Source organism: Limnochorda pilosa, from assembly GCF_001544015.1.
GTDB lineage: Bacteria > Bacillota > Limnochordia > Limnochordales > Limnochordaceae > Limnochorda > Limnochorda pilosa.
The window spans coordinates 2,312,564-2,336,804 of sequence record NZ_AP014924.1; the positions used below are offsets into that span (position 1 = coordinate 2,312,564).

The 24,241-nt window shown below is 65.8% G+C and carries 23 protein-coding genes; 8 read left to right on the plus strand and 15 right to left on the minus strand.

Annotated elements, in window-relative coordinates; all coding sequences use genetic code 11:
• Positions 1-8: 8 nt before the first annotated feature.
• Positions 9-854 (plus strand): IclR family transcriptional regulator, encoded by an 846-nt coding sequence (locus LIP_RS10185; RefSeq protein ID WP_068137724.1) that lies wholly within the window; start codon positions 9-11, stop codon positions 852-854.
• 327 nt (positions 855-1,181) lie between these two features.
• Here LIP_RS10185 and LIP_RS10190 read toward each other — a convergent pair whose 3' ends face one another.
• From LIP_RS10190 to LIP_RS10195, 3 genes are all read right to left on the minus strand, one after another.
• Complete coding sequence (locus LIP_RS10190) at positions 1,182-2,495, minus strand: hypothetical protein (protein ID WP_144440425.1); 1,314 nt, start codon at positions 2,493-2,495, stop codon at positions 1,182-1,184.
• Between the two features lie 313 nt (positions 2,496-2,808).
• Positions 2,809-3,222, minus strand: coding sequence for a transposase (locus tag LIP_RS20540; RefSeq protein WP_158509631.1), 414 nt, complete (start codon positions 3,220-3,222; stop codon positions 2,809-2,811).
• Between the two features lie 36 nt (positions 3,223-3,258).
• On the minus strand, positions 3,259-4,188 hold the full coding sequence (locus LIP_RS10195) for a thermonuclease family protein (protein WP_158509632.1): 930 nt from the start codon (positions 4,186-4,188) through the stop codon (positions 3,259-3,261).
• A gap of 358 nt (positions 4,189-4,546) precedes the next feature.
• On the opposite strand from LIP_RS10195, the gene LIP_RS10200 reads away from it, so the two are divergent.
• Together LIP_RS10200 and LIP_RS10205 are read left to right on the plus strand one after the other, a co-directional pair.
• The gene (locus LIP_RS10200) at positions 4,547-5,458 is read left to right on the plus strand and encodes an HD-GYP domain-containing protein (RefSeq protein ID WP_158509633.1); all 912 of its coding nucleotides are present in this window, start codon (positions 4,547-4,549) and stop codon (positions 5,456-5,458) included.
• Positions 5,458-5,775 carry a hypothetical protein gene (locus LIP_RS10205; protein WP_068137737.1) on the plus strand — a complete coding sequence of 106 codons (318 nt, stop codon included), beginning with the start codon at positions 5,458-5,460 and terminating at the stop codon, positions 5,773-5,775. The genes LIP_RS10200 and LIP_RS10205 overlap by 1 nt, the downstream gene beginning before the upstream one ends.
• A 204-nt stretch (positions 5,776-5,979) precedes the next feature.
• Here the strand turns inward: LIP_RS10205 and LIP_RS10210 are convergent, their stop codons facing one another.
• The 6 genes from LIP_RS10210 to LIP_RS10235 form a co-directional block, all read right to left on the minus strand.
• Entirely contained in the window at positions 5,980-7,002 is a 1,023-nt protein-coding gene (locus tag LIP_RS10210) for a 1-phosphofructokinase family hexose kinase (RefSeq protein ID WP_068137739.1), read from the minus strand.
• Positions 7,003-7,036: 34 nt separating this feature from the next.
• The gene (locus LIP_RS10215; protein ID WP_068137742.1) at positions 7,037-7,864 is read right to left on the minus strand and encodes a carbohydrate ABC transporter permease; all 828 of its coding nucleotides are present in this window, start codon (positions 7,862-7,864) and stop codon (positions 7,037-7,039) included.
• The gene (locus tag LIP_RS10220; protein WP_068137745.1) at positions 7,861-8,745 is read right to left on the minus strand and encodes a carbohydrate ABC transporter permease; all 885 of its coding nucleotides are present in this window, start codon (positions 8,743-8,745) and stop codon (positions 7,861-7,863) included. The genes LIP_RS10215 and LIP_RS10220 overlap by 4 nt, the downstream gene beginning before the upstream one ends.
• A gap of 91 nt (positions 8,746-8,836) precedes the next feature.
• A complete protein-coding gene (locus LIP_RS10225; protein ID WP_198409498.1) occupies positions 8,837-10,090 on the minus strand; it encodes an ABC transporter substrate-binding protein in 1,254 nt (417 codons plus the stop codon).
• A 56-nt stretch (positions 10,091-10,146) separates the two neighbouring features.
• Positions 10,147-11,673, minus strand: a complete 1,527-nt coding sequence (locus LIP_RS10230) for an FGGY-family carbohydrate kinase (RefSeq protein WP_068137752.1) — start codon at positions 11,671-11,673, stop codon at positions 10,147-10,149.
• Positions 11,674-11,690: 17 nt separating this feature from the next.
• Entirely contained in the window at positions 11,691-12,656 is a 966-nt protein-coding gene (locus LIP_RS10235) for a sugar-binding transcriptional regulator (protein ID WP_068137754.1), read from the minus strand.
• Between the two features lie 413 nt (positions 12,657-13,069).
• Between LIP_RS10235 and LIP_RS18945 the strand changes: the two genes are divergently transcribed.
• Entirely contained in the window at positions 13,070-13,207 is a 138-nt protein-coding gene (locus LIP_RS18945) for a hypothetical protein (protein ID WP_158509634.1), read from the plus strand.
• Positions 13,208-13,232: 25 nt separating this feature from the next.
• On the opposite strand, the gene LIP_RS10240 is transcribed toward LIP_RS18945, so the two are convergent.
• From LIP_RS10240 to LIP_RS10265, 6 genes are all read right to left on the minus strand, one after another.
• On the minus strand, positions 13,233-14,750 hold the full coding sequence (locus LIP_RS10240) for a tripartite tricarboxylate transporter permease (RefSeq protein ID WP_068137756.1): 1,518 nt from the start codon (positions 14,748-14,750) through the stop codon (positions 13,233-13,235).
• A 22-nt stretch (positions 14,751-14,772) separates the two neighbouring features.
• Positions 14,773-15,219, minus strand: a complete 447-nt coding sequence (locus tag LIP_RS10245; protein WP_068137761.1) for a tripartite tricarboxylate transporter TctB family protein — start codon at positions 15,217-15,219, stop codon at positions 14,773-14,775.
• A 160-nt stretch (positions 15,220-15,379) separates the two neighbouring features.
• The gene (locus LIP_RS10250) at positions 15,380-16,378 is read right to left on the minus strand and encodes a Bug family tripartite tricarboxylate transporter substrate binding protein (protein WP_068137764.1); all 999 of its coding nucleotides are present in this window, start codon (positions 16,376-16,378) and stop codon (positions 15,380-15,382) included.
• Positions 16,375-16,911, minus strand: coding sequence for a 3-isopropylmalate dehydratase small subunit (locus LIP_RS10255; RefSeq protein ID WP_068137767.1), 537 nt, complete (start codon positions 16,909-16,911; stop codon positions 16,375-16,377). The genes LIP_RS10250 and LIP_RS10255 overlap by 4 nt, the downstream gene beginning before the upstream one ends.
• Before the next feature lie 88 nt (positions 16,912-16,999).
• On the minus strand, positions 17,000-18,247 hold the full coding sequence (locus LIP_RS10260) for a 3-isopropylmalate dehydratase large subunit (RefSeq protein WP_068137770.1): 1,248 nt from the start codon (positions 18,245-18,247) through the stop codon (positions 17,000-17,002).
• Positions 18,244-19,131 (minus strand): isocitrate lyase/PEP mutase family protein, encoded by an 888-nt coding sequence (locus LIP_RS10265; protein WP_068141884.1) that lies wholly within the window; start codon positions 19,129-19,131, stop codon positions 18,244-18,246. The genes LIP_RS10260 and LIP_RS10265 overlap by 4 nt, the downstream gene beginning before the upstream one ends.
• Positions 19,132-19,372: 241 nt before the next feature.
• Between LIP_RS10265 and LIP_RS10270 the strand changes: the two genes are divergently transcribed.
• The 4 genes from LIP_RS10270 to LIP_RS10285 all read left to right on the plus strand — a co-directional run bounded on the left by LIP_RS10270 (position 19,373) and on the right by LIP_RS10285 (position 23,935).
• Complete coding sequence (locus LIP_RS10270) at positions 19,373-20,287, plus strand: LysR family transcriptional regulator (protein WP_068137772.1); 915 nt, start codon at positions 19,373-19,375, stop codon at positions 20,285-20,287.
• Positions 20,288-20,675: 388 nt separating this feature from the next.
• Positions 20,676-21,995 (plus strand): ABC transporter substrate-binding protein, encoded by a 1,320-nt coding sequence (locus LIP_RS10275; protein WP_068137776.1) that lies wholly within the window; start codon positions 20,676-20,678, stop codon positions 21,993-21,995.
• Positions 21,996-22,055: 60 nt separating this feature from the next.
• Positions 22,056-22,943: a carbohydrate ABC transporter permease gene (locus LIP_RS10280; RefSeq protein WP_068137779.1), complete on the plus strand. Its 888-nt coding sequence runs from the start codon at positions 22,056-22,058 to the stop codon at positions 22,941-22,943.
• Positions 22,944-23,065: 122 nt separating this feature from the next.
• Complete coding sequence (locus tag LIP_RS10285; RefSeq protein WP_158509635.1) at positions 23,066-23,935, plus strand: carbohydrate ABC transporter permease; 870 nt, start codon at positions 23,066-23,068, stop codon at positions 23,933-23,935.
• Positions 23,936-24,241 lie beyond the last annotated feature (306 nt).

The following is a 24,241-nucleotide window of genomic DNA, read 5'->3' on the forward strand; positions in this document are numbered from 1 at the left end:
ATCTCCGCGTGGAACGAACCGGCCCGACTGCCAGGAGCGCCGATGCCTCAGAGCATCATCCCCAGCGGCCGTACCTGGTTCCCGCGGTGAACCGAGCGATCGACGTGCTCGACGTGCTCTCCAAGGGCCGCGTCCTCACCCTCTCGGAGCTGGCCGCGGAGTTGCGGATCCCCAAGACGACCCTGTTCCATATCATGAACACGCTTCGGCACCGGGGCATGGTCGAGCGAGATCCCGAGACGGACCGCTACCGCGCCGGGTACCGGCTGATCCACCTCGGCTCGGCCCTGATCAACAACCTCGACGTGCGGAACGTCGCACGGCCGATCATGGAGGCGCTCACCGCCTCCGTGGGCGAGACGACCCACCTGGGCGTTCTGGATCCGACCGACCTGCAGGTGATCTACGTCGAGAAGATCGACAGTCCGGGCCCCATCCGGCTGGCGACCTGGGTGGGCAGGAAGAACCCGTGCTACTCGACCGCGGTCGGCAAGGCGCTCCTCATGGGTATGCCTGCAGATCAGCTCGAGCGGTACCTGGAGAGCGTCGAGCTCCGCGGCTACACGGTGAACACGATCCAGGACCGGGACCTTCTGCGGGAAGAGATCGCCCGCTGCCGTTCCCGGGGCTATTCCATCGACAATGAGGAGCATGAGCCCGGCGTCCGGTGTGTCGGCGCGCCCGTCTTCGACCGGAACGACGAGGTCGTCGCTGCGTTGAGCATCGCCGGGCCCGCCACCCGCATCACCACGGAGAGGCTCTCGGAGCTGGGGGCAGCCGTCCGGGGGGCGGCGGGCCGCATATCCAGGGAGATGGGCGCGAGCGAAGGGCCTCCCGGCATCCCGTCCGCGTGAAGGTCCGTCGCCACGCCTCGCCCGGTACTCCTGGTAGGCCGCCCGGTACTCCTCGGCCGCCAGGGGCGAACAGGACGCGGTCTGGTGCTGGGGTGTGTTCCCCGGGAGTAGCCATGACCTCGCGGGTGGCTTTCCAAGGGGTCTCTTCTCTTTTCGCTTGTCCGTTCATCTCTCGCCCGTCACAGCCGCAATCGAGTGAGCCGCGCCGATGTTTTGACATGAGACCCTCTGGTCGCTCCTTCTTCTCCGTGGAACCCATCCCGTGCCTGCACGAGGCAGGATGCCTGTCAGCATCCCCTCAGGAGGCCACGACCGAATCCTCGGATGTCACCGATCCACCACCAGCTCCGCTATTTCATGGTTCGCGATCTGGTGACGGATGACGAACTCGGATGTCCCGAAGTCTGCCGCTAGATCCTGCACGTCGTCGTCACTGACCACCAACCTCCTGATCGCTTGCCGAAGCAATTCCGCCGGCGCGATGAACTCGGCAGAGAAGGCTCGGTTACGCTTCTGCCGGTCTGACAGAGCTGGCGTAACCAAGGCTCCGCCCGCGCCAGGAGCCGTCAAGTATTCGAAGAGCGCGCGGCAGAGGGCGAAGACCTGCGCCTCGGGTCGAGGCCGTCTCACGAAAAAGTACGGTGACCCGGTCTGTGTCTGGGCTACGGCCGCCTCAACGAACTTGAAGCCGTTGGATCGGCTGAGGACGGCCTGATCCCACTGACCCCGATCCAAATGAAACAGACGAGCCAAGTCCTCCCTGGAGCGGATTCTTGCCTCTTTTGCTCCCAGTTCGGCACGCAACCGCCGGGCAAACTCATAACCCTGTTTCCAAGGAGGAAGATCGGAAGGCAGCGGGGGGAGTTTGTGCCGCAAGTCGCGCAAGGGGTCGAGGGAAACCTGGCTCCCGCTCGCTTCCTCGAGGAACGCAACAACGGCTTGACTCTCCGAGAGGAGGTCCAGATGGTCTACTGCGGCGAGAAAGTCGTCCACCAAACCGGCGGGGAGCGCCTTGACTGCCCGAGTGATGGCTTCACCCTCTTGATCGGTTATGGCGTAGGGATCTCTCCCGAGGCGGCCCGCCGCTTGAGCAAACGCTCGCTCGTCTGAATCGGCGCTATGAATGGCTTCCCATTCCTCTGAGAGTAGCGTTTGGCCGACGTTCTGTTCCTCGAGCCGTCTCACGACAGCCTCGACGAACCGTGACAACTCGGCCTCCGCCCGCTGCCGCTCCACACGTCCTGCTCCTCTGGCAAGAAAGCGCACTCCGCGATCGTCGAGCGAGAGGGGCGCCCACATCAGCAGAAGCGACTCGCCTTCCGGTTGGAAGGTAAGGTTGGGCAAGGCAAAGCCCTCGGCCGCGCTCGCCAGACTGTGCCGTCGGGCATAGACTGCCGCATCCACCCGCGTCGAAGAGAAGACCTCATACAGCATGGGCCACCAGTTGGTCGCGATCCATTCGGCCACTGGGTACAGCGGGGCGTAGACCGCGTTCCGAACGCTATGGGCAACCCGATCCTCTACCTGAGTGACCGGTTGACCATCTACAACAATCTCCAGACGTGCCCACGTTGCCCTCAACTCAGGTCCACGAGCAGCTTCGGGTGATTCCCATTCCCAGGAGATCCGAAAGTCGCTCAAGGTCCTCAAACCCCTTTGGGATACTCCTCAGGCCGCAAGGGGTATCCCTTGTACTCGCCGAGCTCCCGGTAAGGTCCGAATGCGGGGCCGCCGCCTCCTGGGCGCTCGCACTTGGCCACCTCCGCTCTGGCCATGCACCACAGAGGCATCCTACGGTAGGCTCCTCCCCATCTCCGCCGCGCTATGCTAGCACGCCGTCCGAACTCCTGACAAGGCCCAGCGTATTCAATCGGTCGGAGCAGGCGGCCGGACAAGCCGGGGATCTCTAGCCTGGGCCAGGCCCAATCCCGTTCACTTAAGGACGTAAGCTGCTTCAGCCGGGCGTTGGGTGGTCCGAGGCCAGTTCTCGTGCTTCCGGCGCTTCGGCGGGTATCTCAGCACGGCACGTTTGAGGACGCGAGGGCTGGCTCGAGGACGCAGCTCGTCGCGCTCCTCGGGCACTTCCGCGATGGCCTCGCGCACCAGACAGGGTCCTACTGGGGGGAAAGGCTCGCGGGACGGTGAGGAATCCATAGAGCTCCTGCAGAACGCCGTCCGGCTTCCTGATGCGCAAGGCCACGTTCGGCCGGCCCTGGTAGATCTTGATCTCCCTGATTCTGATCTCTACCTCCCAGCGTTCGGCGTAGAGTGCAGCCAGCTCATGGGCCGGGGCCTTGTTCGGATCGAGGACCGTGGTCACCAGGCGATAGAGCGGTTCGACCGGCGGCCCATTCCCGGACCAGCGCACCTGCCAGACGACGCGACGGAGGATCTCCCGCCCTCCTCACGGGAACGCGGCCTCCACCCGGCCCGACGGATCCACCAGTTCGGCCGGGTCCCCCCGGTTGGCCCAGACGCTCCGCCGGGTCCAGCCGAGGGTAGCAGGCGGCTGGTGTTGAAAGGCACTGCCGCTGGTGACGACCACAGCCTCCCCCGGCCCAAGCACGAACCCTTCGGGGAACTCGTACTCCTGACCGCCCTGAACGCTGATCAACCGCCACCCCGTCATCTCCAGGGCTCGGGCGGTACCGTTCCAGATCTCCACCTGCTCGGCCTCCAGGTCCACCGAGGCGATCACCACCCGGGGGCCGGGTCCTTCCCCGTCCCCTTCCGCCGGTATGGCCCAAAGCCCCCGGCCCTGCTCCCTGCCTGCCCTCTGGGCAGCACGGAACCGCTCGACGTAGCGGACGTTGGGGGGAAAGGTGTAGATCTGGGCGTAACCCGCCTCAAGAAGCACCTCGTTCACCATACGGCCATCGGGCAGGTACGCGTACACCAGCAGTCGGCCGTTCTGATCGGCCACCTCCACGTCGAACTCCAGCCGTAGCTCGATCCCCGGCCGGAGCAGGTCTGCCAGGAAGGCGGCGGCCGCGAGCCCGTAAGGCTCCACACCCCGGGTAGGGTGAACGCTCTCGGGGGCGTCGACCCCGACAAGGCGCGCCCGCGCCGAAGGCGTGCCGGCAAAGGCGACCACGAACGTGTCGCCGTCGATGACCTCGACCACCCCGGCGCGAACGAGATCGTCCGGCCCGTTCCCGGACCCCGGGGCGCCAGCCGCTGCCAGGGCCGGGTCCCACCCGACCTGGCGTTCCCCCAGATTCAGCGCCCCGACCAGGGCGAGCACCCCAGCCAGAAAGAGGAGGGCGCTGGAACGGAGCAAACGCACGCTCGTCTTGCGTAACCGGTTACCGCGCGTCCCGAACCCTCGCTTCACAGCCTCTTGCCTCCCTGAACCGGCCCGTCCCTGCACCACAAGTCCCGGACCCACGGCGTCTCCACCGGGGCCGCCCCCCTCTAGGGTTCGGTAGGGGCCCTGATCTCTCCCTTCAGAGAGCGTTACCGCGTTCTCTGTACGCCGCCCCGAGGGGCCGCCCCGCACGCAAGGAGAAAGGGGGCATGGACCCGGTCGGCCGGCGTCACGGCCACCAAGACCTCTGGTCATAAGTGAACCGGTCCAAGTCTCAATGAGACTCAATCGCGAAACCGAGAGGATTTGGCTGCCACCCGAGGAAACATACACCAAATCCTTCTCCCCCGGAGGGCGAGCTCGAATGCAGGAGCTTACCAAGGGAGTGCTTCTGCAACGGGCAGGCGAGTCACTGGAAGTGGCTGGCCGCTCTGTCCAGTATCACCTCCTGGCATCCTGGGACGGCACCGAAGTCATTCGTCAGTTCGTCCCCCAGGGCAAGTGGTTCGGGCTGCGCCCCGAAGAAGGATGGACGGCACTCGAGACCCTCCACATCATCTCGGGTGAAGCCGTGTGGGAGGGTGCCCACCAAAGGGTTGTCCTGCGGGCCGGTGACAGCCTGACGGGGCGCCCCGTCCAGGAGCCCTGCAGTCTCCGAGCGGTGAGCGACGTAACGGCCATCTATGTCTCGTCCCTGCCTGTGTTCCACCTGATCAGCAATGAGGTGGCACGCCTCCGCGAACTGGCCGTGGCTGTCGAGACCAAGGATGGATACACCCGGGAGCACTGTGCGCGGATCCAGAGTCTCTCTGCCAGGGTGGGCCAGTTGATGAACCTCAGCCCCACGGAGCAGCACTATCTTCTCTACGGTGCCTTCCTCCACGACCTGGGTAAGGTCCGCGTCCCGGACGCCATCCTGAAGAAGCCCGGCGCACTCACTGAGAACGAGTGGGCGGTAATGAAGCAGCATACCATCTTCGGGCGGGAGATGCTGGCCCGGACCCCGCTAGCAGGTGCTGCACCCATTCTGGAGCAGCACCACGAACGGCTGGACGGCAGTGGCTACCCCTACGGCCTGAAGGGTGACGCGATTCGTCTGGACGCCCAGATCGTCGCCGTGGCGGACAGCTACGACGCCATGACCACCGAACGGATCTACCACCCCGCGATGTCACACGAAGAGGCCGTGGCCGAACTCCAGCGGGAAGCAGGCCGTCTCTACCGTACGGACGTGGTGCAGGCCTTCCTGGAAGTCGTCTCGGGACTTGAGCCTGAGATCAAGCGAAAGGGGGACTGATGAACGTGCTACGAAGGCTCGTCGGTGCCGTACTGGTCCTTACCGTTCTCGCAGGTCTCGTTGTGGCTCTCAGCAACACCGCCTTCGCCGCCAAAGACCATGACGAGAACATCGTCGTCGAGGCACGTCTGGCCCCGTCCCTGCTTCGGCTCAACACCAGCCCGCTGGCCCGGTTCACCTACGACCTCCAGGAGGGCATCCATGAGCTCCTGAAGCGCGGCACGGGGATCTCGGTTCCCCACTCCTACCTGGAGATCCGTCTGAACGGCAGGGGAGTGGCCTACATCGATCCACCCGCCGTCTACGACTTCGACTAGAGTGGCATAACGTGTCCTGCGTACCGCACCCCCGGGATATCCCGGGGGTGTTCTTGTCGATCCGGTTCACTTCTGGGGATCCGTCTGAACGACAGCGACGTGGCCCACATCGATCCGCGGGCCGAAGACGCGATCTCGCTGCCTGGCACGCCCTGATCGGAGATTACCTCTGTCGGGCCGTACCGTGCCGGCGCGCCTCCTTGGTCACGATGAGCTTCGAGGCAGCCGTTCGGACGCTCCCGGAACCCCAGAGACGGTTGTAAGGACCACCTGCGTCAGACGGCGTTCGACTTCGGGGTAGGCCGGGAACCGGGTCCCGATCATGGCTGCTGCAGCCGACGCCGAGGCTGTGGCAAACCGGGCACTCTCCCTCCAGGATAGGCCTTGCTGGCGTGCCCAGAGGGAGGACGCGAGCAGTGCGTCGCCACACCCGGCGGTTGTTCCGCTCTCCACGGGCCCAGAAGCTCGATAGGTCCCTTCAGGAGTGAAGAAGTAGGCTCCATCCCGTCCCAGTGTCAGGATCAGGGCCTCACAGCCAGCATCATCCGTCCCTGTAGGAGCTCGTCCTTCCTGCCATAGACGTCCAGCCTGGCCCACCACCTCCTGCGGAGTGGCGGAGATCGGCAGATCGAGGAGTTGTCGCGCCTCCGCCAGGTTCGGCTTGACGATGTACGGCCGGAGGGAGAGGGTGTGTTTGAGGGCTGGCCCCGAGGTGTCGACCACCACCCGGGCTCCCCGCTGCTGAAGCTCTCTCCCCAGCTCTGCGTAGGTCTGTGGCGGACAGCCGGGCGGAAGGCTACCGGAAAAGACCACCACATCCCCGGTGGCGACGGTCTGGATCAGCTCCTCCCGCAACGCGGTCAGTGTGGCTCCGTCCACGGTGGGTCCGTGCTCGTTGATCTCGGTCAGGAGGCCTTCCTCCTGCTCGTAGATCTTGGTGTTGATGCGGGTCTCACCTGAGGGGAGGCAAATCAGGCGAGTGGTGAGCCCGCGGGCGTCCAGGATTCGGCCGAGTCGCTCGCCCGTTGGGCCCGCCACCACAGCCAGGATGACCGATTCGGTACCCAGCGCCTGGAGCGCCAGGCTGACGTTGATCCCCTTTCCGCTGGGGTCCTCCCTCACCTCGTTCACGTAATTGACGTCGCCGAGCCGGACCCGCCCCAGGACCAGGGTCCTGTCGATGCTGGGATTGAGCGTTACGGTGACGATCAGAGCAGTCGCCTCCACACGAGCCAGGTGTGCCGCAGTCCAGGTTCCGCCCTCAACCCTTCACGGACCCACTGGTCAGCCCCTGGATGAAGTACTTCTGCAGGAAGAGGAACATCACCATCGGGGGCAGTGAGGCAAGCACGCTTCCTGCAAAGAGCGGTCCCCACCGGGTCTGGTACTGACCCACGAACAGGCTCAGGAAGACCGGTACGGTTTGCATGTCGCCTGAGGTGAGGAACGAGAGGGCGAACATCAGCTCGCTCCACGACCAGAGGAAGGCGTAGATCCCAACCGACGAGATACCCGGTAGGGCCAGCGGTAAGACGACGCGTCGCAGGGCTTGGAGTCGGCTGCATCCATCGATCTCGGCCGCTTCCTCCAACTGCTTCGGGATCTCGGCGAAGAAGTTCCGGATGAGCCAGACACCGATCGGGGTCGTGAATGGCAGGTAGGATGCGACGATGCCTGGGTAGCTGTCGGTCCATCCCAGCCCGCGCAGGATGATCAGCAAAGGGACGACAAAGGTGATCTGGGGAAACATCTGACAGACGAGGATCGAGAGCAGCATAGCCCTCCTGCCGGGAAACGTGAACCTCGCCGAGGCATAGGCGGGCAGAATCGCGATGACCACCGTGAGCAGGCCGGTTCCCAGCCCGACAGCGACACTGTTCAGGAAGTATCGCCCGAAGTTGAGGTCTAGAACGTATTGAAAGTGCTCGAAGGTAATGTTCTGGGGCCAATAGGTCAGGGGGAAGGCGTAGATCTCCGAGTAGGGTTTGAGCGCCGTCAGCACCAGCCAGACGAAGGGGAAAGTGGTGAGCATCGCGACCGCGATCAGCCCGCCATAGAGTAGGAGCCTTGCGCACCCGCGGCGCCTCATGCGTCCTCCCCCCGTCTCAAGAGAATCGTGGAGTATGCCAGAGCCAGGGCAAAGACCAGAAGGAACGTGACGGTGGAGAGGGCTGAAGAACGGGCGAAGTCGGTGAAGCGGAAGGCAAGACGATAGGCGTAGGTAACGAAGGTGTCCGTGACGCCTGCAGGTCCGCCGCCCGTCATCGTATAGATGAGCGGGAAGTAGTTGATGGTCCAGATGATGGTCAGCATCAGCGTCGTTCCCAGGAAGGGCTTGATCGCGGGAAGCGTCACGCTCCGGAAGCGGCCCAGGATGCCGGCCCCGTCCACCGCCGCCGCCTCATAGAGCTCGACAGGAATGGTCTTGAGGCCTGCCAGATAGAACATGGCCGACAGGGCGAACCCTTTCCACGTGTTGGCGACGATCACGCTCGCCTTAGCCAGAAGAGGATCCCCAAGCCACGGCAGGTACCAGTCGAGGATCCCCACCCGAACCATCAGGTCGTTGATGACCCCGTACATATCGTTAAGCATCCACTTCCATGCGACGCCCGCCACGATGTCCGGTGTTGCCCAGGGGAGAACCAGGATCAGAGCCCGCCAGAGCCCCGCGCCCCTGGCTGGCTGGTTCAGCAGCAGGGCGATGGCCAGACCCAGGATCATCTGCAGGCTGACGCTACCTACGGTCCAGATGAGGGTGTTTACCAAGAGTTGCCGGAACTCTCCCTGGCTGAAGACACGCTGGTAGTTCTCCAGGCTGAAGGTGCCGTCCGCCACGAAGCTCTGGACCAGGTTGCTCGCCACTGGATAACCGATCAACAAGACCAGGAATATCACGTACGGTAGGCTGAGCCCATACGCGAAGCGATGCTGCCTGTGAACGTAGCTGGATGCCGCCGGCTGATTCAATACGTCCTGCCTCCAGGGCGGCGGGGTGCTTCCGCGCACCCCGCCGCAGCTTGCCACACCGGATTCGTGGACCTGGTGATCCCGCCGATCGTTAGGGGGCCAGGATACGTTCGATATTCTCACTGGCCGTCCGCACCGCGGTGGCCGCGTCCATCCGCCCGGCCAGGACGTTCTGGACCATGGACTGGATCTGGTCCGAGACCTCGGGCCACTCGGGAATCGGCGGGCGGAATGCGGCCACCGGGAAAACATCGAGTACCACCTGCCAGTTGGAACCCGACAGCTCCGGCGCGTCTTCGGCCACGTCCATGCGGGCCGGCATGGGCCCCCCGTGCCGGCGCATCCACTCGCGCCACGTCTCGTAGCTGGTGATGTACTCGATGAACTTCCAGGCGGCGTCCTTCTGTGTCGATTGGGACGAAACCACGGACGCCCAGCCGCCGAAGACCGACGCGGGCTCCGTGTTGTAGGGGTGCATGGCCACCCTGTAATTGCCCTTGATTTCGGGGTTCGCCAGTTCGATGAGCGGGAAGGACCAGGGACCTCCGATGGCCATGGCGAGCCGCCCCTGGGCCATCATGGTCCGATAGTCGTCTTCCCCGTAGGAGAGCGTACCCGGCGGGGAGACCCGGTACTTGGTGAACAGGTCCGTGTAGAACTGAAGGGCCTCGATGCCCGCCTCGTTGTTGAAAGCCACGTGCTGGTAGTCGTCGGTGAGCAGCTTGCCCCCGTTGCCCAGGAGGAAGATCATGTATCCGAGGGTCGTAACCTCACTCTTCAGCCCGGATACACCATAGCCATAGGTGCCCCGCGCCGGGTTGGTGAGGATCTTGGCGTACTCCAGGAGTTCCTCCCAGGTTTGCGGCGGCTTGTTCGGGTCAAGACCCGCTTCCTCGAACATCTTGGTGTTGTAGAGAAGCAATCGGTCGTCGGTGTACCATGGCAGGCCGTAACGGTTTCCCTCATACTCAACGGTAGGCCACAGGTTCGGCCAGATCTGGTCCGTAACCTCGCTGGCGGCCAGGCGGTCGTCCAGTGGCTCGAGCCAGCCCCTGGAGGCGAAGGTGGGTACCCACCCGCCCAGGTCCGCAAAGGTCACGTCGGGAGGGGTACCAGCGCTGAACGCCGTTACCAGGTTGTCGTAGTAGACTTCGAACCCGATGAGGCGATACTCGACGTCGATGCCCGTCTCTTCCTCGAACCCGGCAATGATCTCTGCCCAGGTCCGCTCTTGCTCGACGATGTGCCCGCCCACCCAGACCGTGAGCGGTTCGGCAGCTACGCTGGTCGAGCCCATCAGGAACAGGGCGAGAACCAGCAGGATCGACACGCGTCGACCGGACACTCTGAACATCCCCCTTTGCAGCCGTTGTTGAGACATACCCTCGCGTCACGGACCGATCACTTCGGAGAGACATCACCTCGCCGTTCGTCCCTGCCAGCCCGCCTGGCTCCCTCGAGGGCCAGCGGCAGGAGTTCCAGGTGGTGTTGATACAGTCCGGCATACTTCGCGTGCTCCTCCGCCCGGATGCTGAACTGGCGCGTGCTCCCTTCCGAGAGCCGGTTCAGGTCGGTTTCGGTCAGTAGACCAGAGCCGAGCCCAGCCAACAGGGCTGCGCCGAACCCGGCGCCCTCCTGGTGTGCAGCTACCTGGAGGGGGAGCCCCATCACGTCCGCCTTCAACTGCATCCAGCACCGGTTGGCGGTACTGCCCCCGACGGCCCGAACCACTTTGGGCGCAACACCCGCACCCTTCTGCAGGCGGTCGAGGAGGCGTCTTGCCTCGAAGGACAGCCCTTCCAGCAGCGCCCTCGCCAGGTCCGCGTTGGTGTGGAAGTCGCGCAGGCCAAGGATCATGGCCGCGTCCGGCGCCCCCACCACGTCGGCGGACGTGCGGAAGTACGGGAAGAAGCGGAGGCCGCGGGCGCCGACCTCCGATTGCTCGGCCCGCCGGCCAAGCTCGTCGTAATCTGGATCCGTTCCGGTGAGCATCTCTCGCACGAACCACGTCGCGGAGAGGCCGGACGTCCGCAGAGTCGTCATGCCGTAGAACAGGCTCGGGAACAGGTGGTGGCCGATCACCACTTCCTGGTGAGGAAGCGCCCGTTCAAACCCGTCAGCGCTCAGGGCCGTCAGGATGGTCTCGGCCGTTCCGCAGGAGTTGAGGACGCGTGACTCGCGGGTAGCCCCGACAGCCAGCGCCGACGCAAGCTGGTCATGGGCTCCCGAGCAGACAGAGACATCCTCGGGAAGGCCTGTCTCCCTGGCGGCGGGGCCTGTGACGCGACCGACCCGTGTACCACCGGGGACCGGGGTCGGTAGCAGAGACGCCTCGAGCCCGCACTCGTCCAGGATCTCCGAGGACCAGACTTCCTGACGCACATCGAAAGCCATGGTGCGGGATGCCAGGGAGAAGTCGGTCGCTGCCACTCCTGAGAGCCTGAAGGCGACCCAGTCTGCCATGTTCAACCAGTATCGGGCTCGCTGAAACCGGGCACGATCGTGCTCCCGGTACCATAGAAGCTTGCTGACCGAGTAGGTGAAGTCGGCCGGCAGGCCCGTGATCGACCGGAGGGTTTCACGGCCCAGGCGTGCCACTAGCTCTTCGGCGATCGGTCGCGTCCGGGGATCGAACCACGCCAGAGCCGGAAAGAGCTCCCTCCCCTGGTCGTCGACCAGGAACCCTGCCTCTCCCATGCTGGCACAGGCCACACCTGCCACCTGCCCGGGATCGATCTGACTCACCAGCTCCCGGATCAAGCGGACGATGACGCTCCACAGCGCGGCCCCTTCATACACGACGCGGCCATCCCCCTCGTCACGGGAGGGCGTGGGGGCGCTGACCACCCGATGCTGTCGGCCAGTCTCATCCACGACGATCGCTTTGATACGGGTCGTCCCGAGGTCGATACCTATCAGGTAGGCCACAGATGCACCCCCTCGCCTCAAGATCCGCTCGCATCCAGGACGGCGGCAGCGGTGCGCGAGTCGATCACCAGAACATCGACCAACCGGCCCTTCAACGCGGCCAGGATCGAGGCGGTCTTCTCCGTCCCACCGGCCACGGCGACCACCCGTGCCCGGCGCACCCGATCGATTTCGATTCCAACGATGCACCGGTGTACGGGCAACGGCTGAATCACGCCCTCGACGTCAAAGAACCGCGAGAGCAGATCCCCGACGATGCGCCACCCCTCGGCCGAGATCAACTCACCCGTACCGAAATAGGGGGTCCGGAACAGCGGCGAGCGAGAGAGGTCGTAACCGATGCCAACCAAGGCCAGATCCAGCCGGTCCCAGAGTTTCACGGCCGGCTGCACGGCCGGATCACCGATGAGCGAATCCCGCAGCTCACCGGTCTCGACGATGAAGGGGAGATCCAGGGGTTGCCAGGTACCGTTCAACCCATCGGCCAGCGCCTTGGCCAGGTCGTTCGACCGGAACTCAGGCCTGGTGTCGCCCAGCGCGCCCAGGAGCGGTACGACCTGCACGTGGTGGGACTCCTCGACCGACCGCATGCCGATGTGGGTCACCACCCGGTGAACGGTGTGACCCCACCCGACGCCAAGGACACCGATACCATCCAGGTGGGCGAGGAGCCAATCCGACCCCGCCCGGGCCAGGTCGGGCATCACACCCGCGCTGTCGCTGGCGCGGCTGGGTACCACCACCGCATCCTGAAGCTCGAAGCGCCGGATCATCCTGTCAGCGAGGGCCGCGTTCACCTTGCGCGGGTCGGTTACCTCGATGCGAACGACGCCCTCCCGGCGCGCCCGCTGCAACAACTGGTTGACCCGCAGGCGCGTCAGACCCAGGGCCCGTCCCACCTCAGCCTGGGTCATGCGCTGAAGGTAGTAGCGCTCTGCACAACGGACCATGAGGTCGATCTCTCGGTCGGCTGCGCCAGCCATCCCTGGTGCTTCCCTGGCCTCTTCCAAGGAGTCCCGCTCCTACGATACATTTGTTATATACAACTGTATCACCTGGTACCGAGTTCTCCCTCCGATGACAATCTCCTCCTGCGCGAAACACCCCCGGGTGTCGCCGGCGCTCCACCGGTGAACCGTTCGTACCTTTGGCCCTTCCCCTGCATAGGGATCTCAGGTATCGGTCTCTATAGGTCTCTCGGGGGGCACCGGTGTCAGACGTTGAGGGATCGATTGTGAAGCGGCGTAAGCGCGTGCCGGGCCCGTGCATCCGGGTTCCAGGTTCCACTACCAGATGGCTCACGGGCGGGAGCGTACCGCGAGGGATGGATGGGCCCCACCGGCGGGGGACGGCACCGAGTCTCCGGCTCCCAGACGTGCCGGAGCCGGCGCATCGCGTGCCCCTCCGCCCGGGCGACATCTGGCTCCAGGAGGGCTTCACCCTGGAGCCCGTGGTCGTGGGGCTCAACGTCCCCACCTTCCTCACCTTGGACGACGCCAGCCGTCTTTACGTTGGCGAGGGGGGTTCTCCCTGACGTGGTCCGAGCCGCTGCACGCCCCCTAACCGGAGGCCGCGCTCTCCGTCTCGACCCGGGCCCGGGCCTTTCGCGTCATCACGTGCGACCCGACCAGCGCCCCCACCGAGGCGAGCAGCAGGATCAGGCTGATCGGCCGGGTGACGAAGACGGTCAGGTCCCCGCCAAAGCGCTGCATGGTCCGGATCAGCTCGGCGTCGGCCAGCGGCCCCAGGATGATCCCCAGGATGACCGCGATCACGGGATAGTCGTACCGGCGCAGGAGCCACCCGAGAACGCCGAAGGCGACCATGACGACCGGATCGACCAGGCTGTTGCGGCCGGCGTAGGTACCCGCCACGGTGAGGACGCCCAGCACTGGCACCAGATAGCGGACCGGGATGTTGACGACCTTCGAAAACGCGTAGGAGAGTACGAAGCCCACCGGGAGCAGAAGGAAGTCCTGAAGGGCGTTGGCGACGATGTAGGCGTAGACGACGTCCTGGTGCTCGTAGACCATGCGCGGCCCTGGGACCCAGCCCTGCAGGATGATGGCGCCCAGCATCACCGCCGTCGCCGCGCCCCCGGGGACGCCCAGGACCAGCATGGTGGCTGTGGCGCCGCCCTCGGACGAGTTGTTGGCCGACTCGGAGGCGATGATCCCTTCCGGAATGCCGGTGCCGAACCGAGACGGGTTCCGGGAGGAGTGCTTGGCCGCGTTGTAGCTCACCAGGGAGGCGACGGTCGCCCCAGCGCCCGGGAGCGCTCCGACACCGACCCCGATCGCCGCCGAGCGGATGATGTTCCACGGGTGGCGGAGCACCTCGCGCATCCCCCGGAACATCTCCCCGATCTGCTCTCGAGAGAGCCGCGTCGTCTTGGACAGGTACGACTGATCCAGGAGCACCAGCAGCTCCGAGAAGCAGAAGAGTCCGATCAGCGCCGGGATCAGGGGCACACCGTCCAGGAGCTGGTAGTTGCCGAAGGTGCCCCGCATGGCGCCGGTGGTCGACATGCCCACCATCCCCAGGAGGAGGCCCAGCAGCCCGGCCAGGTACCCCTTGGCCACATTGGCGCCCTGCAGGGAGGCGATGATGGTCAGCCCGAAGATGGCGATCATGAACATCTCCGGTGGGCCGAAGGAAAGGGCCAGGGTGCCCAGGGGGCCGATCGCGAACAAGAGCACGAGCGAGCCAATCAGCGAACCTAGGGCGCTCGCGCCCACGGCCAGCCCCAGGGCCCGCCCCACCTGGCCCTTCTGCATCATGGGGTAGCCGTCGAAGACGGTGGCCGCCGAGGCCGGCGAGCCGGGGGCGTTGATGAGGATGGCCGTGATCGCCCCGCCGTAGTTGCCGCCCGTGTAGATGGACGAGAGGAAGACCAGCGAGCTGAGCGGGTCCATGTAGTAGGTCACCGGAAGCATGAGGGCGATGCCGGTGCCCCCCGTCAACCCCGGGATGGCACCCAGGATGGTGCCGAAAGCCACCCCGCCCAGCATGAGGAAGAGCATCCAGGGTGTCGTGATGCTCGGGAGGATCTGCGGGAGTTGCTCCAGGATCTCCAAGTCGGATTCACCTCACCTCTGTTCAGAACCGAACCGAGAGGGCGTAGGCGAAGACGGCGTAGATCGCCCCACCCCCGAGCACCGAGACCAGAAGGATGCTCCACGCGTTCCGCACCCCAAGGTAGAGCAGGGTGGCTGCAATGAAGAGAATGCTGGCCGGGAGGAAGCCGATCCAGCCGAAGAGCCGGAGGTAACCAGCCGCCAGCACCACAAAGGCCAGGCGCCAGAGGGTCCTCCTGATGGGCTCCCCTGCCTTGCCCTGTAGTCGTCCGACGACCACCTGGCCCAGGAGAATGAGGCTCAGGATCGCGATGGCCAGCAGGACCGGCCGCGGCAGGAGCAGGTTCAGCTCGGGCCTTGAGATGTCGTGCACGTCGATCCAGTAGATCGCCGCGAGCACCAGGGTGAGAGCCGGCACGATCGCCTCGCCCCAGGCGATCTGACGTCTGGCCGGTGTCGTGCTTCCCATGGTTCCTCCCCCTTCCCTCAGAGAACCCCGCACGTGGGAGGCCGACTGCCACCTCGGCCCCGGACGGCCCGGCTCCCGGGGGTATCCGCCCTCCCAGGGGCCGGGCCCTCGAGAGGCCCCCAGCATCGGGCCGGGCCCGCATGGGGCCCGGCCTCCGTCGTCACTGACCCAGGAACATCTCCTTGAACTGGTTCACCACGGCGTTGGCGTCCCGCACCTGAGCGTTGGACTCCTCCGGCCCGACGAACTGGGTGACCAGCTCCACGCCGCTCTCCTTGCTCCGCTCGATGAACTTCGGGTTGGAGAGCGCCGCCTCATAGGTCCTCAGAAGGGTCTGGTAACGGTCGGGGTACTTCTCCTTCAGCGAGGCGTGGACCGCGACGAACCGGACCGATCCCAGATTGGGGACCGTGACACCGTAGGGCGCCAGCGCCTCGTTGAGCACCTCCGCCTCCGGCCAGCCGGGGAAGGGCTTGGTGCCCGAGACAGCCAGCACGCGGGCCCGATCGCCCATGGCCATGTCGCCCGCGGCCGAGCCCAGGGAGAAGTCGATCTGCTCGCCCATGAGCGCCACCCGCAGCGGGCCGCCGCCGTCGTAGAAGACCTCGATCACGTCCAGCCCCAGCGCGTCGAAGATCAGGTTGCCGACCACGTAGTCCCACCCGCCGGGCTCCACGCCCCAGGCGAGCCTGCCCGGGTTCGCCCGGATCGCCTCCAGCAGATCTGCGAGCGTCCGGTAGGGCGAGCTGGCAGGCACGGTGATCGCGACCGGGTCGAACTGCTGCACGTTGAGGATGTCGAAGTCGTCCAGCTCGTAGCTGGCGCCCCGGAGGATGCTGGCGCTCAGGTACGGCTCGGTGCCGACCATGATGGTGTAGCCGTCGGGACGCGTGCGGTAGAACCGCTCAAAGCCCACCTGGCCCTGGGCCCCCGAGTAGTTCTGGAGCACCAGCGGCACGCCGAGTTCCTGTTCCCAGTAGGGAGCCAGCGCCCGGATCATACGGTCCACGCTGCCGCCCGCATCGAAGGGAATGATCACTTCGATCTCGTGGGCCGGATAGCTCTGGGCCACGGCCATCCCGGCCTGGGCAAGAACGATCGCCGCGCAGACCAGACCGACCGCCAGCGCCTGCCGCCACCAACCCTCTTGCCTGCTCATGACCTGCCACTCCCTCCCCTTGTCGATGAGCCATGCTCCTCCTGAAGCTGCAGGAGGAAACCTTTGAGCCCCCCCGCTTCGAGGAGCTGTTGCGCGAAATCGGGAAGCGGGGACGTCTTCAGCGTCGTGCCCCGGGTCAGGTTGCGGATCTGGCCCCGCTGGGGCTGGACCTCGATCTGATCCCCGGTTGCAGCGTGCTCGGTGATCCCGGGCACTTCCAGCACCAGGATCCCGTTGTTCAAGGCATTGCGATAGAAGGTCCGGGCGAAGGACTCGGCCAGGATCGCCCCTACCTGAAGCTGCTTCCAGACCAGGACCGCGAACTCACGGGAAGAGCCCGAGCCGAAGTTCACTCCTGCCACGATCACGTCACCAGGCCTCGCCCGGGAGCCGAACGTCGGCTCCAGCGGCTCCATCGCGTGGCCCGCCATCTCCTCGAGACTCGGAAGGTGCAGGTACCGGGCCGGAATGATCGCATCCGTGTCCACATCGTCGCCGAAGACCCAGGCCCGTCCGTTTACCTCACCCGTCACGGTCCACCCATCCCTTCTTGGCCAGAATCGCCCACTCGTCACGCCACCCCTGCCGCCCGCCCCTGGTGCCCGCCCCTGCCGGCCTGCTTCAGAGCGAGAGGGGGTCCGTCACCTCGCCGCGGATCGCCGAGGCGGCCACCACCGCGGGGCTGGAAAGGTAGATCTGGGCGTCCGGATGGCCGCTCCGGCCGACGAAGTTCCGGTTCTGGGAGGAGATCCTCACGTCCGCCGGCCCCATGACGCCCAGGTGAATGCCCGGACAGGCGCCGCACCCGGCGTTGGTCACGATCGCGCCCGCATCCTCCAGGATGTCGACGTACCCTGCCCGCCGGGCCGCCCGAAGGATCCACTGGCTCGCCGGCGTGACGATCATCTGGACGTGGCGCGCCACCCGCCGCCCCTTGAGGATCTCCGCCGCGACCGCCAGGTCCGAGAGGGTGGCGTTGGCACAGCTTCCGATGAAGGCCTGGGTGATCCGGGTTCCCGCCGCCTCCCGCACCGGCTGCACGTTGCCCGGGTTGTGGGGAGCGGCCACGAGAGGGGTCAACTCACTCAGGTCGATGACGATGCGCTCCGCGTACTTCGCCTCGGGATCGGCCCTCCACTCTTGGGGATCCACGGTAACGCCCGCCTCGCTCAGGTAGCGGGCCGTCTCCTGGTCCGGAGCGAAGATGCACGCCTTGGCGCCCATCTCGGTCGACATGTTGCAGACGGTCATCCGCTCCTCGATGGAGAGCCGGTGCGCCGCCGGGCCGGTGAACTCCAGGGAACGGTAGCGAGCGAAACGGGTGCCGCAGCGGCGGAGAATCTCGAGGGTCAGGTCCTTGGCGTAGACGTAGGGCGGGAACTCCCCCGTCAGCGAGATCTCGATGGTCTCGGGAACCTTGAACCACATCTTCCCGATGGCGAAGACGGCGGCGATCTCTGACGCCCCCAGCGCGGTGCCGAAGGCGCCCAGGGCCCCCAGGGTGTTGGTGTGGGAGTCGCTGGCCGCCACCAGCCGTCCCGGCCGGGCGAAGCCCCGCTCCGCCAGCACCTGGTGCTTGATCCCCTCGGAGACGAAGCAGTGGGCGAGCCCGTGCTCCTCGGCAAAGTCGATCATCTCCCGGATGCGCCGCCCCTGGTCCGGAGTCGCCGCCGGCAGGTAGTGGTCGCCCACCAGGACGCCCCGGTCGCCGATGGCGATCTTCCCCCCGAACTCCTGCAACCGCTGCCGGAAGACCGGAAACTGGATGTCGCTCACCACGGCCACGTCGATCTCCGCCAGGATCAGTTGACCCGGCGCCACCGAGTCCAGGCCCGCCTTGCGGGCGAGGATCCGCTCGGTCAAGTTCACGGTTCCACCCCCACGATCCGAACTGCCGCCGCGTGCACCTTCCGCTCGAAGGCGTCGTACCGGTCGAGCCCCACCAGCGCTTCCCGCTCGGGGAAGGTCGCCATCAGATCCCCCGACCCATGGGTCGAGCCGTCGTCCAGAATCATCCGGGTGATGCGCCGCATGGCCGGGATGGTGGCGAGCTGGAGGTCCGTCGGGAAGATGATCAGCCTGTAGCCGTAGGAAGCCAGCTCCGCTACCGTCGCCTCGGGAATCCGCCCGCCCTTGGGCCCCCGGTTGAACATGAGCGGCCCCTCCACCAGCTCCGGCAGGACCTGGATCTGCTCCACCGTCTCCGGTGCCTCTACGAAGAGCACGTCGGCGCCCGCCTGCTTGTACCGCTTCACCCGGGCGACGGCCGCCTCGAAGCCCTCGACCGCGATCGCGTCGGTCCGGGCGATGATCACCAGGTCCGGATCCTCCCGAACCTCCCGGGCCGCCACGATCTTGGCCACCATCTCTTCCACCGGTTCGAGCCGCTTCCCCGAGAGGTGACCGCAGCGCTTGGGCAGGGCCTGGTCCTCGATCTGAACCGCCGCGACGCCCGCTCGCTCGAACTCCCGAACGGTCCTGGCCACGTTTCGGACCCCGCCGTAACCCGTATCCGCGTCGGCCACCAGGGGCACCGACGAAGCGGCCACGATGGCCCGCAGCCGGTCGACCACCTCGGTCATGGAAAGGAGGCCGATATCCGGCACCCCGGTGCTCCGGGCGATCGCCCCTCCCGAGGCGTAGAGCGCCCGGGCGCCCGCCTCCTGCGCCACCCGGGCCGAGAGGCCGTCATAGACCCCGATGGCCACACACGGTTCCGCCGATCGCAACTGCTCCCGCAGGCGCTGGGTCATGGACGCCACGAGCGCATAGCCCCTTTCATCGGCAAGCCCCCTGCCAGCCGGCCCGGCGGGCAGGGTTCACCCGCGAGAAGCTCCTTTTCAGAAGGAACCCCTCCACGATGATCGTATCAGAGCACCAGAGGCTACCTCATGAGCGTTGGAAATGGGACTATGCAGAAAACGCATGGAATCCGGGCCTCACGTCTGGGCGGAACCTGTACCGTAACCGCCACCAGGCTTGGGGGTGCGCGAGATGGACCTGGCACAACTGGAGACCTTCCAGGCGCTGGTGGAGACGGGCAGCTTCACCGCCGCGGCCCGGCGACTCTTCGTCTCCCAGCCCACGGTCAGCCGTCAGATCCACCGGTTGGAGAAGGAGTGCGGCACCGCCCTGCTCGAGAGGGGCAAGAGGGGCGTTCACCTGACCCCCGCCGGGGAGCGTTTCGCCCTCTACGGCCAGCGGCTCCTCTCCCTCAGCCGGGAGGCGCTGCTGGAGGTGAACGAGGCGGCCCAGGCGAGCCAGCGGGTAGTACGGATCGGCTCCGGCGTCACCACCGCCCTGGTCACCCTGCCCAGGGCCCTGGGCGAGTTCCGGCGCCGGCACCGCAGCGTCCGACTCCTGGTGAAGACGGGGCGCCGGGCCGCCCTGCTGGACCAGGTCGTCTCAGGCGATCTGGATCTGGCCATCACCACCTGCGATTCGGTCCCACCCGCGGTCCGGGGGGTCCACCTCTTCGACGAGACCCTCGTCCTGGCCGCCCACCCGGACCACTGGCTCAGCCACCGCCCCCAGCCGCTGGATGCCGCCTGGCTGGACCGGGCGCCCCTGATCGCCTTCTCCTCGGACGTGGGTCACCGCCAGTACCTGGACCAGGTCCTGGCCGATGCAGGCCTCCAGCCCGAGATCACCATGGAGCTGGACAACGTCGCGCTCATCCTGCAGTACGTGCGGATGAAGATGGGCGTCGCCTTCATCCCCTGGCCCGCGGCCCTGAACGCCATGAAGGAAGGCAACCTGCGTATCTTCGAGGTGGAGGGGCTCCCCGAGATGATCCGCCACAAGTACGTCCTGCTCCCGGACCGGGACCCCCTCCCACCCCAGGTGGCAGCGCTCCTGGACCACCTCTGCTCCTTCCCCTGGGAAGGAACCACGCCCCCGCCCCGGTGAGCACGTCTCAGCCCGAGCCACACCGCGTCGACCTCAGGCTGCCCGATGGGCGCCGGCGCGGGCAACCGCGCCTCCCCGGCGCTACAGCACCCGGAGGATGGCAAGCCAGATCATGGGAATCCCCGGCAACATGGGGAGGACGGTGCCCAGGCGGAGGTTGCCCCGCTGACGGCAAAACCGAGCGGCCACCCTATGTCACCCAGGGCTGGGGGTTCTCCCCGACCCTGAGGAATCCTGGGCGGACCGGGGCGTGTATCACCGTAGCTCATCTCGATCAAATGTATCTTAGCGTTTGTGCATCAAGTGTTGACAACAAATGTACAGAGGGGTAACGTTAACTGGGAGTTACCTCCTAAACTTCGAAACCTCAGGGAGGGTTGGTTGCGTTATGCAACGGCTTGGGCATTGGCTCGCTGTAGCCGTCGCCGTCGTGATCATCGCTGGCTGCACGATCGGTGTCGCGGCTCAGGACTCCCTTTCAGGCACCAAGGTCACCGTCGCCCTTCGCTCGCTCTCCGAGACCGACTACATCGTCTCCCGCCTGGCTGAGTTCGAGAAGCAGACGGGTATCGACGTGACCGTCGTCACTTACGCCGAGCAGCAGCTCCGGGAGAAGGAGGTCCAGGACCTCAGCACCGGTGCCGGGCAGTTCGACGTGGTGGCCATCGACAGCGTCTTCATCCCTGAGTTCGCCCAGGCTGGGTGGCTCGTACCTCTGGCACCGTACCTCGACCCCGAATACGACCTCGCGGACATCCCCGACTCCGTCCACGGGCTCTTCTCCTGGAACGACGTCCTCTACGCGGCGCCCGTTTATGCGGAGATCACCCAGCTCATGTACCGCAAGGACCTCTTCGAGAAAGAAGGTATTGCGGTACCCACGATCTTTGAGGAGCTGGAAGAGGCCGCAGCCCACTTCACCCGTCCCCCCAACCTGTACGGCCTGGCCATGCGCGGCCTCCGGGGGAACGGGATGAACGTTTACACCTGGGCGACGTGGTTCCGGGCGTTCGGAGGTGAGTTCCTTGACGAACAATCCCGCCCGATCTTCAACAACGCGGCGGGAGTCAAGGCGACCGAGGAGTATGCCCGCCTCCTGCAGGAGTACGGACCTCCCGGAGTGGCCGGCTATAGCTGGGACAACGTCCAGACGGCCTTCACGTCCGGCCGTGTGGCCATGATCATCGACGCGAACAACTTCTACACCCGTATAGAGGACCCCGACAAGTCGGCCATTGCCGGCAACATCGGCTACGCAGTGGTTCCCGCCGGCCCCGAGGGTAGCTTCCCGGGCAACTACGCTCTCGGCTTTGCCATCAGCTCGGTGGGCGCCCGCTCCGACGTGGAGAAGAAGGCCGCGGCAGCTTTCATTAGCTGGGCCACCAGTGCTCAGATGCAGATGGATTCGCTGGAAGCGGGTATCGTGAGCCAGACCCGCACGTCGGTTCTGGAGAGCCCCGAGTTCGCGCGGTCACTGCATCCCGAGTGGATCGCCTCCACCGTGGAGTCGTGGGAGATCACCAACCCCAACCACCGGCCACTCTTCCCCGGCTGGCGCTCCATGGGTGACGCGATCGGCATCGCCGTGCAGCAGGTCATCGCGGGCGAGCGGCCGGCTCAGGAGGCCCTGAATGAGGCCGTCAAGACCACGGAGGACCTCTTCAAGCGGACCGGCGACTACGGCAAGCCCAGACCCTACGAGTTCTAGGGAGCGACGATGATGCCCATGGTGCCGCAGGACACCGACACATCCCTAGCAGGCAGGCTCTTGCGGCGGCCAACGGGCGGGCGCGAGGAGAAGCCACGGCTTCTCCTCGCGATCCCCCTGGCAGTCCTGGCCGTCATCGCCTTCGTGCCCTTGTTCTATGCCATCTACATCGCGGTTCACGACGTCTACCTGACGAGGAACCTTGGCACTGCTTTCGTGGGTCTGGACAACTTCGTCCGAGTCCTCACCACGAGCCGTGGCCTGCACGCCTTCGCCGTCACCTTTGAGCTGGTGATCATCTCGGTGGCGGTGGAGCTCCTCTTGGGCCTGGCCATGGCCGTCCTCATCCAGCGGGCCTTCCCCGGCAAGAGCTGGCTCGTTACCCTGGTCGTGCTGCCCATGACCATTCCTAAAGTGGTGGCCGCGCTGGTCTGGAACGTGCTCCTCGACCCGCTGGTGGGGGTCATCAACTACTTCCTGGGGATCGTCGGGCTCCCTCTGGTCGACTGGCTCGCAGACCCCGATGTGGCCCTGTTCTCGGTGGCCATGGTCGACATCTGGCAGTGGACGCCCTTTATCATCCTGATTCTGCTGGCAGGGTTGGGAACCATCCCCCGAGAGCCTTATGAGGCCGCGGAACTGGAGGGCGCCACGGCCTGGAGGACCTTCCGCGGCATCACCCTGCCCCTCCTGAAGCCGTTCATCACCATCGCGGTCATCTTCCGAACCATCGACGCCATGCGGACCTTCGACTACGTCTACGTCCTCACCAAGGGAGGACCGGGGCTCGCGACAGAGACCGTAGACCTTTACGCCTACAAGATGGGCATCGCCGAGGCCGGCGACATCTCGTCGGCCACTGCCGCCGCGATCCTGCTGCTGGTGCTCACCCTCATCATCACCACCCTCTGGGTTCGCGCCATGCGCTGGGGTGAGGAGCTCTACTGAGCGAGCGGCTTTCCGAGCCCACCTGGGTGCACCCCGGCCAGGGTGCCGACCGGGTGGACCGCGGTCGGGTAAGCACACGGGTGGTGTACGATCGGATGCCGGCTGAGAAGGAGTGGTGGACCGTGGCACGGGAATCAACGGTTCCCGCCCCCCAAAGGCGGGGCCGGCTACGCTGGGGCGACGTGGGGGCCAGGCTCCTCGTCCTGGGGTACCTGATCGTCCTGTACTTCCCCATCTACTGGATGGTCACCATGGCGTTCAAGCGGCGGGTGGACATCACCATCATCCCGCCTAGGTTCATCTTCAAGCCCATCCTGCGCAACTTCGAGTGGCTCTTCGTCCATCAGGACATTTGGGGCCCCATCACCCGGGGGTTCATGGTATCAGTAGCATCGGTGGCCATCGCCATCGTTCTGGGCACCATGGCTGCCTACGCCCTGGCCCGCTTCCGCTGGTGGCGCCAGAACGACCTGGAGTACTGGATCGTCTCCACCCGGATGCTGCCCCCGGTGGCGGTGATCATCCCATACTATTACCTTTGGATGAAGTTCCGAATGCTGGATACTCTCACAGGCCTCGGTATCACCTACCTCACCATCAATCTCCCGCTGGTGATCTGGCTCCTCATCGGTTTCTTCCGGAGCATTCCCAGGGAGATGGACGATGCGGCCCGGGTGGACGGCTGTAGCCCGTTGCAGGCCTTCTGGTACATCGCCCTGCCCATGGCGAGGGGCGCCGTAGGCGCGGCAGCCATCCTGGCCTTCATTTTCACGTGGAACGACTTCTTCTTTGCGTTCATCCTGACCACGGTCAACTTCACCCTGCCCGTGGCCCTATCGTCCTTCATGACGGTTGGGCTCGAGGTGAAGTACGGGGAGATGGCAGCCGCCGGGTTGCTGGCGGCCATTCCGTCCCTGGTGCTGGCCATCCTGGCCAGGAAGTGGATTGTGACGGGGTTCCGGGGCATGGCCGGCATCGCGGCGACCCGGTGACGAAGGAGACGACGTCATGGGCGAGGGGCTTATGCTGGGCATCGACGTGGGGACCACCCAGTGCAAGGCAGCCGCCTTCACCCTCACGGGGCACCGGGTGGGTTACGCTTCCACCCCCACCCCCATCCACCAGGACGGTCCTGAGAAGGCCTGGCACCGGAAGAATGGTCGAGGGCCTGGCCTTCGAAACTCGGCGGCTCCTGGAGCGCCTCCGCGCGGCGGGAGCCGCCGGCGAGGAGGGCCGGCTCCGGGTGCGGGCCGTAGGCGGCCCCAGCCGGGACAGCCTGTGGATGCAAGTGAACCCCC

Bases quoted from the DNA above. Each gene is read 5' to 3' on its own strand.
- LIP_RS10265 (WP_068141884.1), bottom strand. From the start codon at position 19,131: ATGACCCAGCGCCTGCGGGAGCAGTTGCGATCGGCGGAACCGTGTGTG.
- LIP_RS10270 (WP_068137772.1), top strand. From the start codon at position 19,373: ATGGACCTGGCACAACTGGAGACCTTCCAGGCGCTGGTGGAGACGGGC.
- LIP_RS10235 (WP_068137754.1), bottom strand. From the start codon at position 12,656: ATGGCTGGCGCAGCCGACCGAGAGATCGACCTCATGGTCCGTTGTGCA.
- LIP_RS10275 (WP_068137776.1), top strand. From the start codon at position 20,676: ATGCAACGGCTTGGGCATTGGCTCGCTGTAGCCGTCGCCGTCGTGATC.
- LIP_RS10245 (WP_068137761.1), bottom strand. From the start codon at position 15,219: ATGGGAAGCACGACACCGGCCAGACGTCAGATCGCCTGGGGCGAGGCG.
- LIP_RS10215 (WP_068137742.1), bottom strand. From the start codon at position 7,864: ATGAGGCGCCGCGGGTGCGCAAGGCTCCTACTCTATGGCGGGCTGATC.
- LIP_RS10205 (WP_068137737.1), top strand. From the start codon at position 5,458: ATGAACGTGCTACGAAGGCTCGTCGGTGCCGTACTGGTCCTTACCGTT.
- LIP_RS10250 (WP_068137764.1), bottom strand. From the start codon at position 16,378: ATGAGCAGGCAAGAGGGTTGGTGGCGGCAGGCGCTGGCGGTCGGTCTG.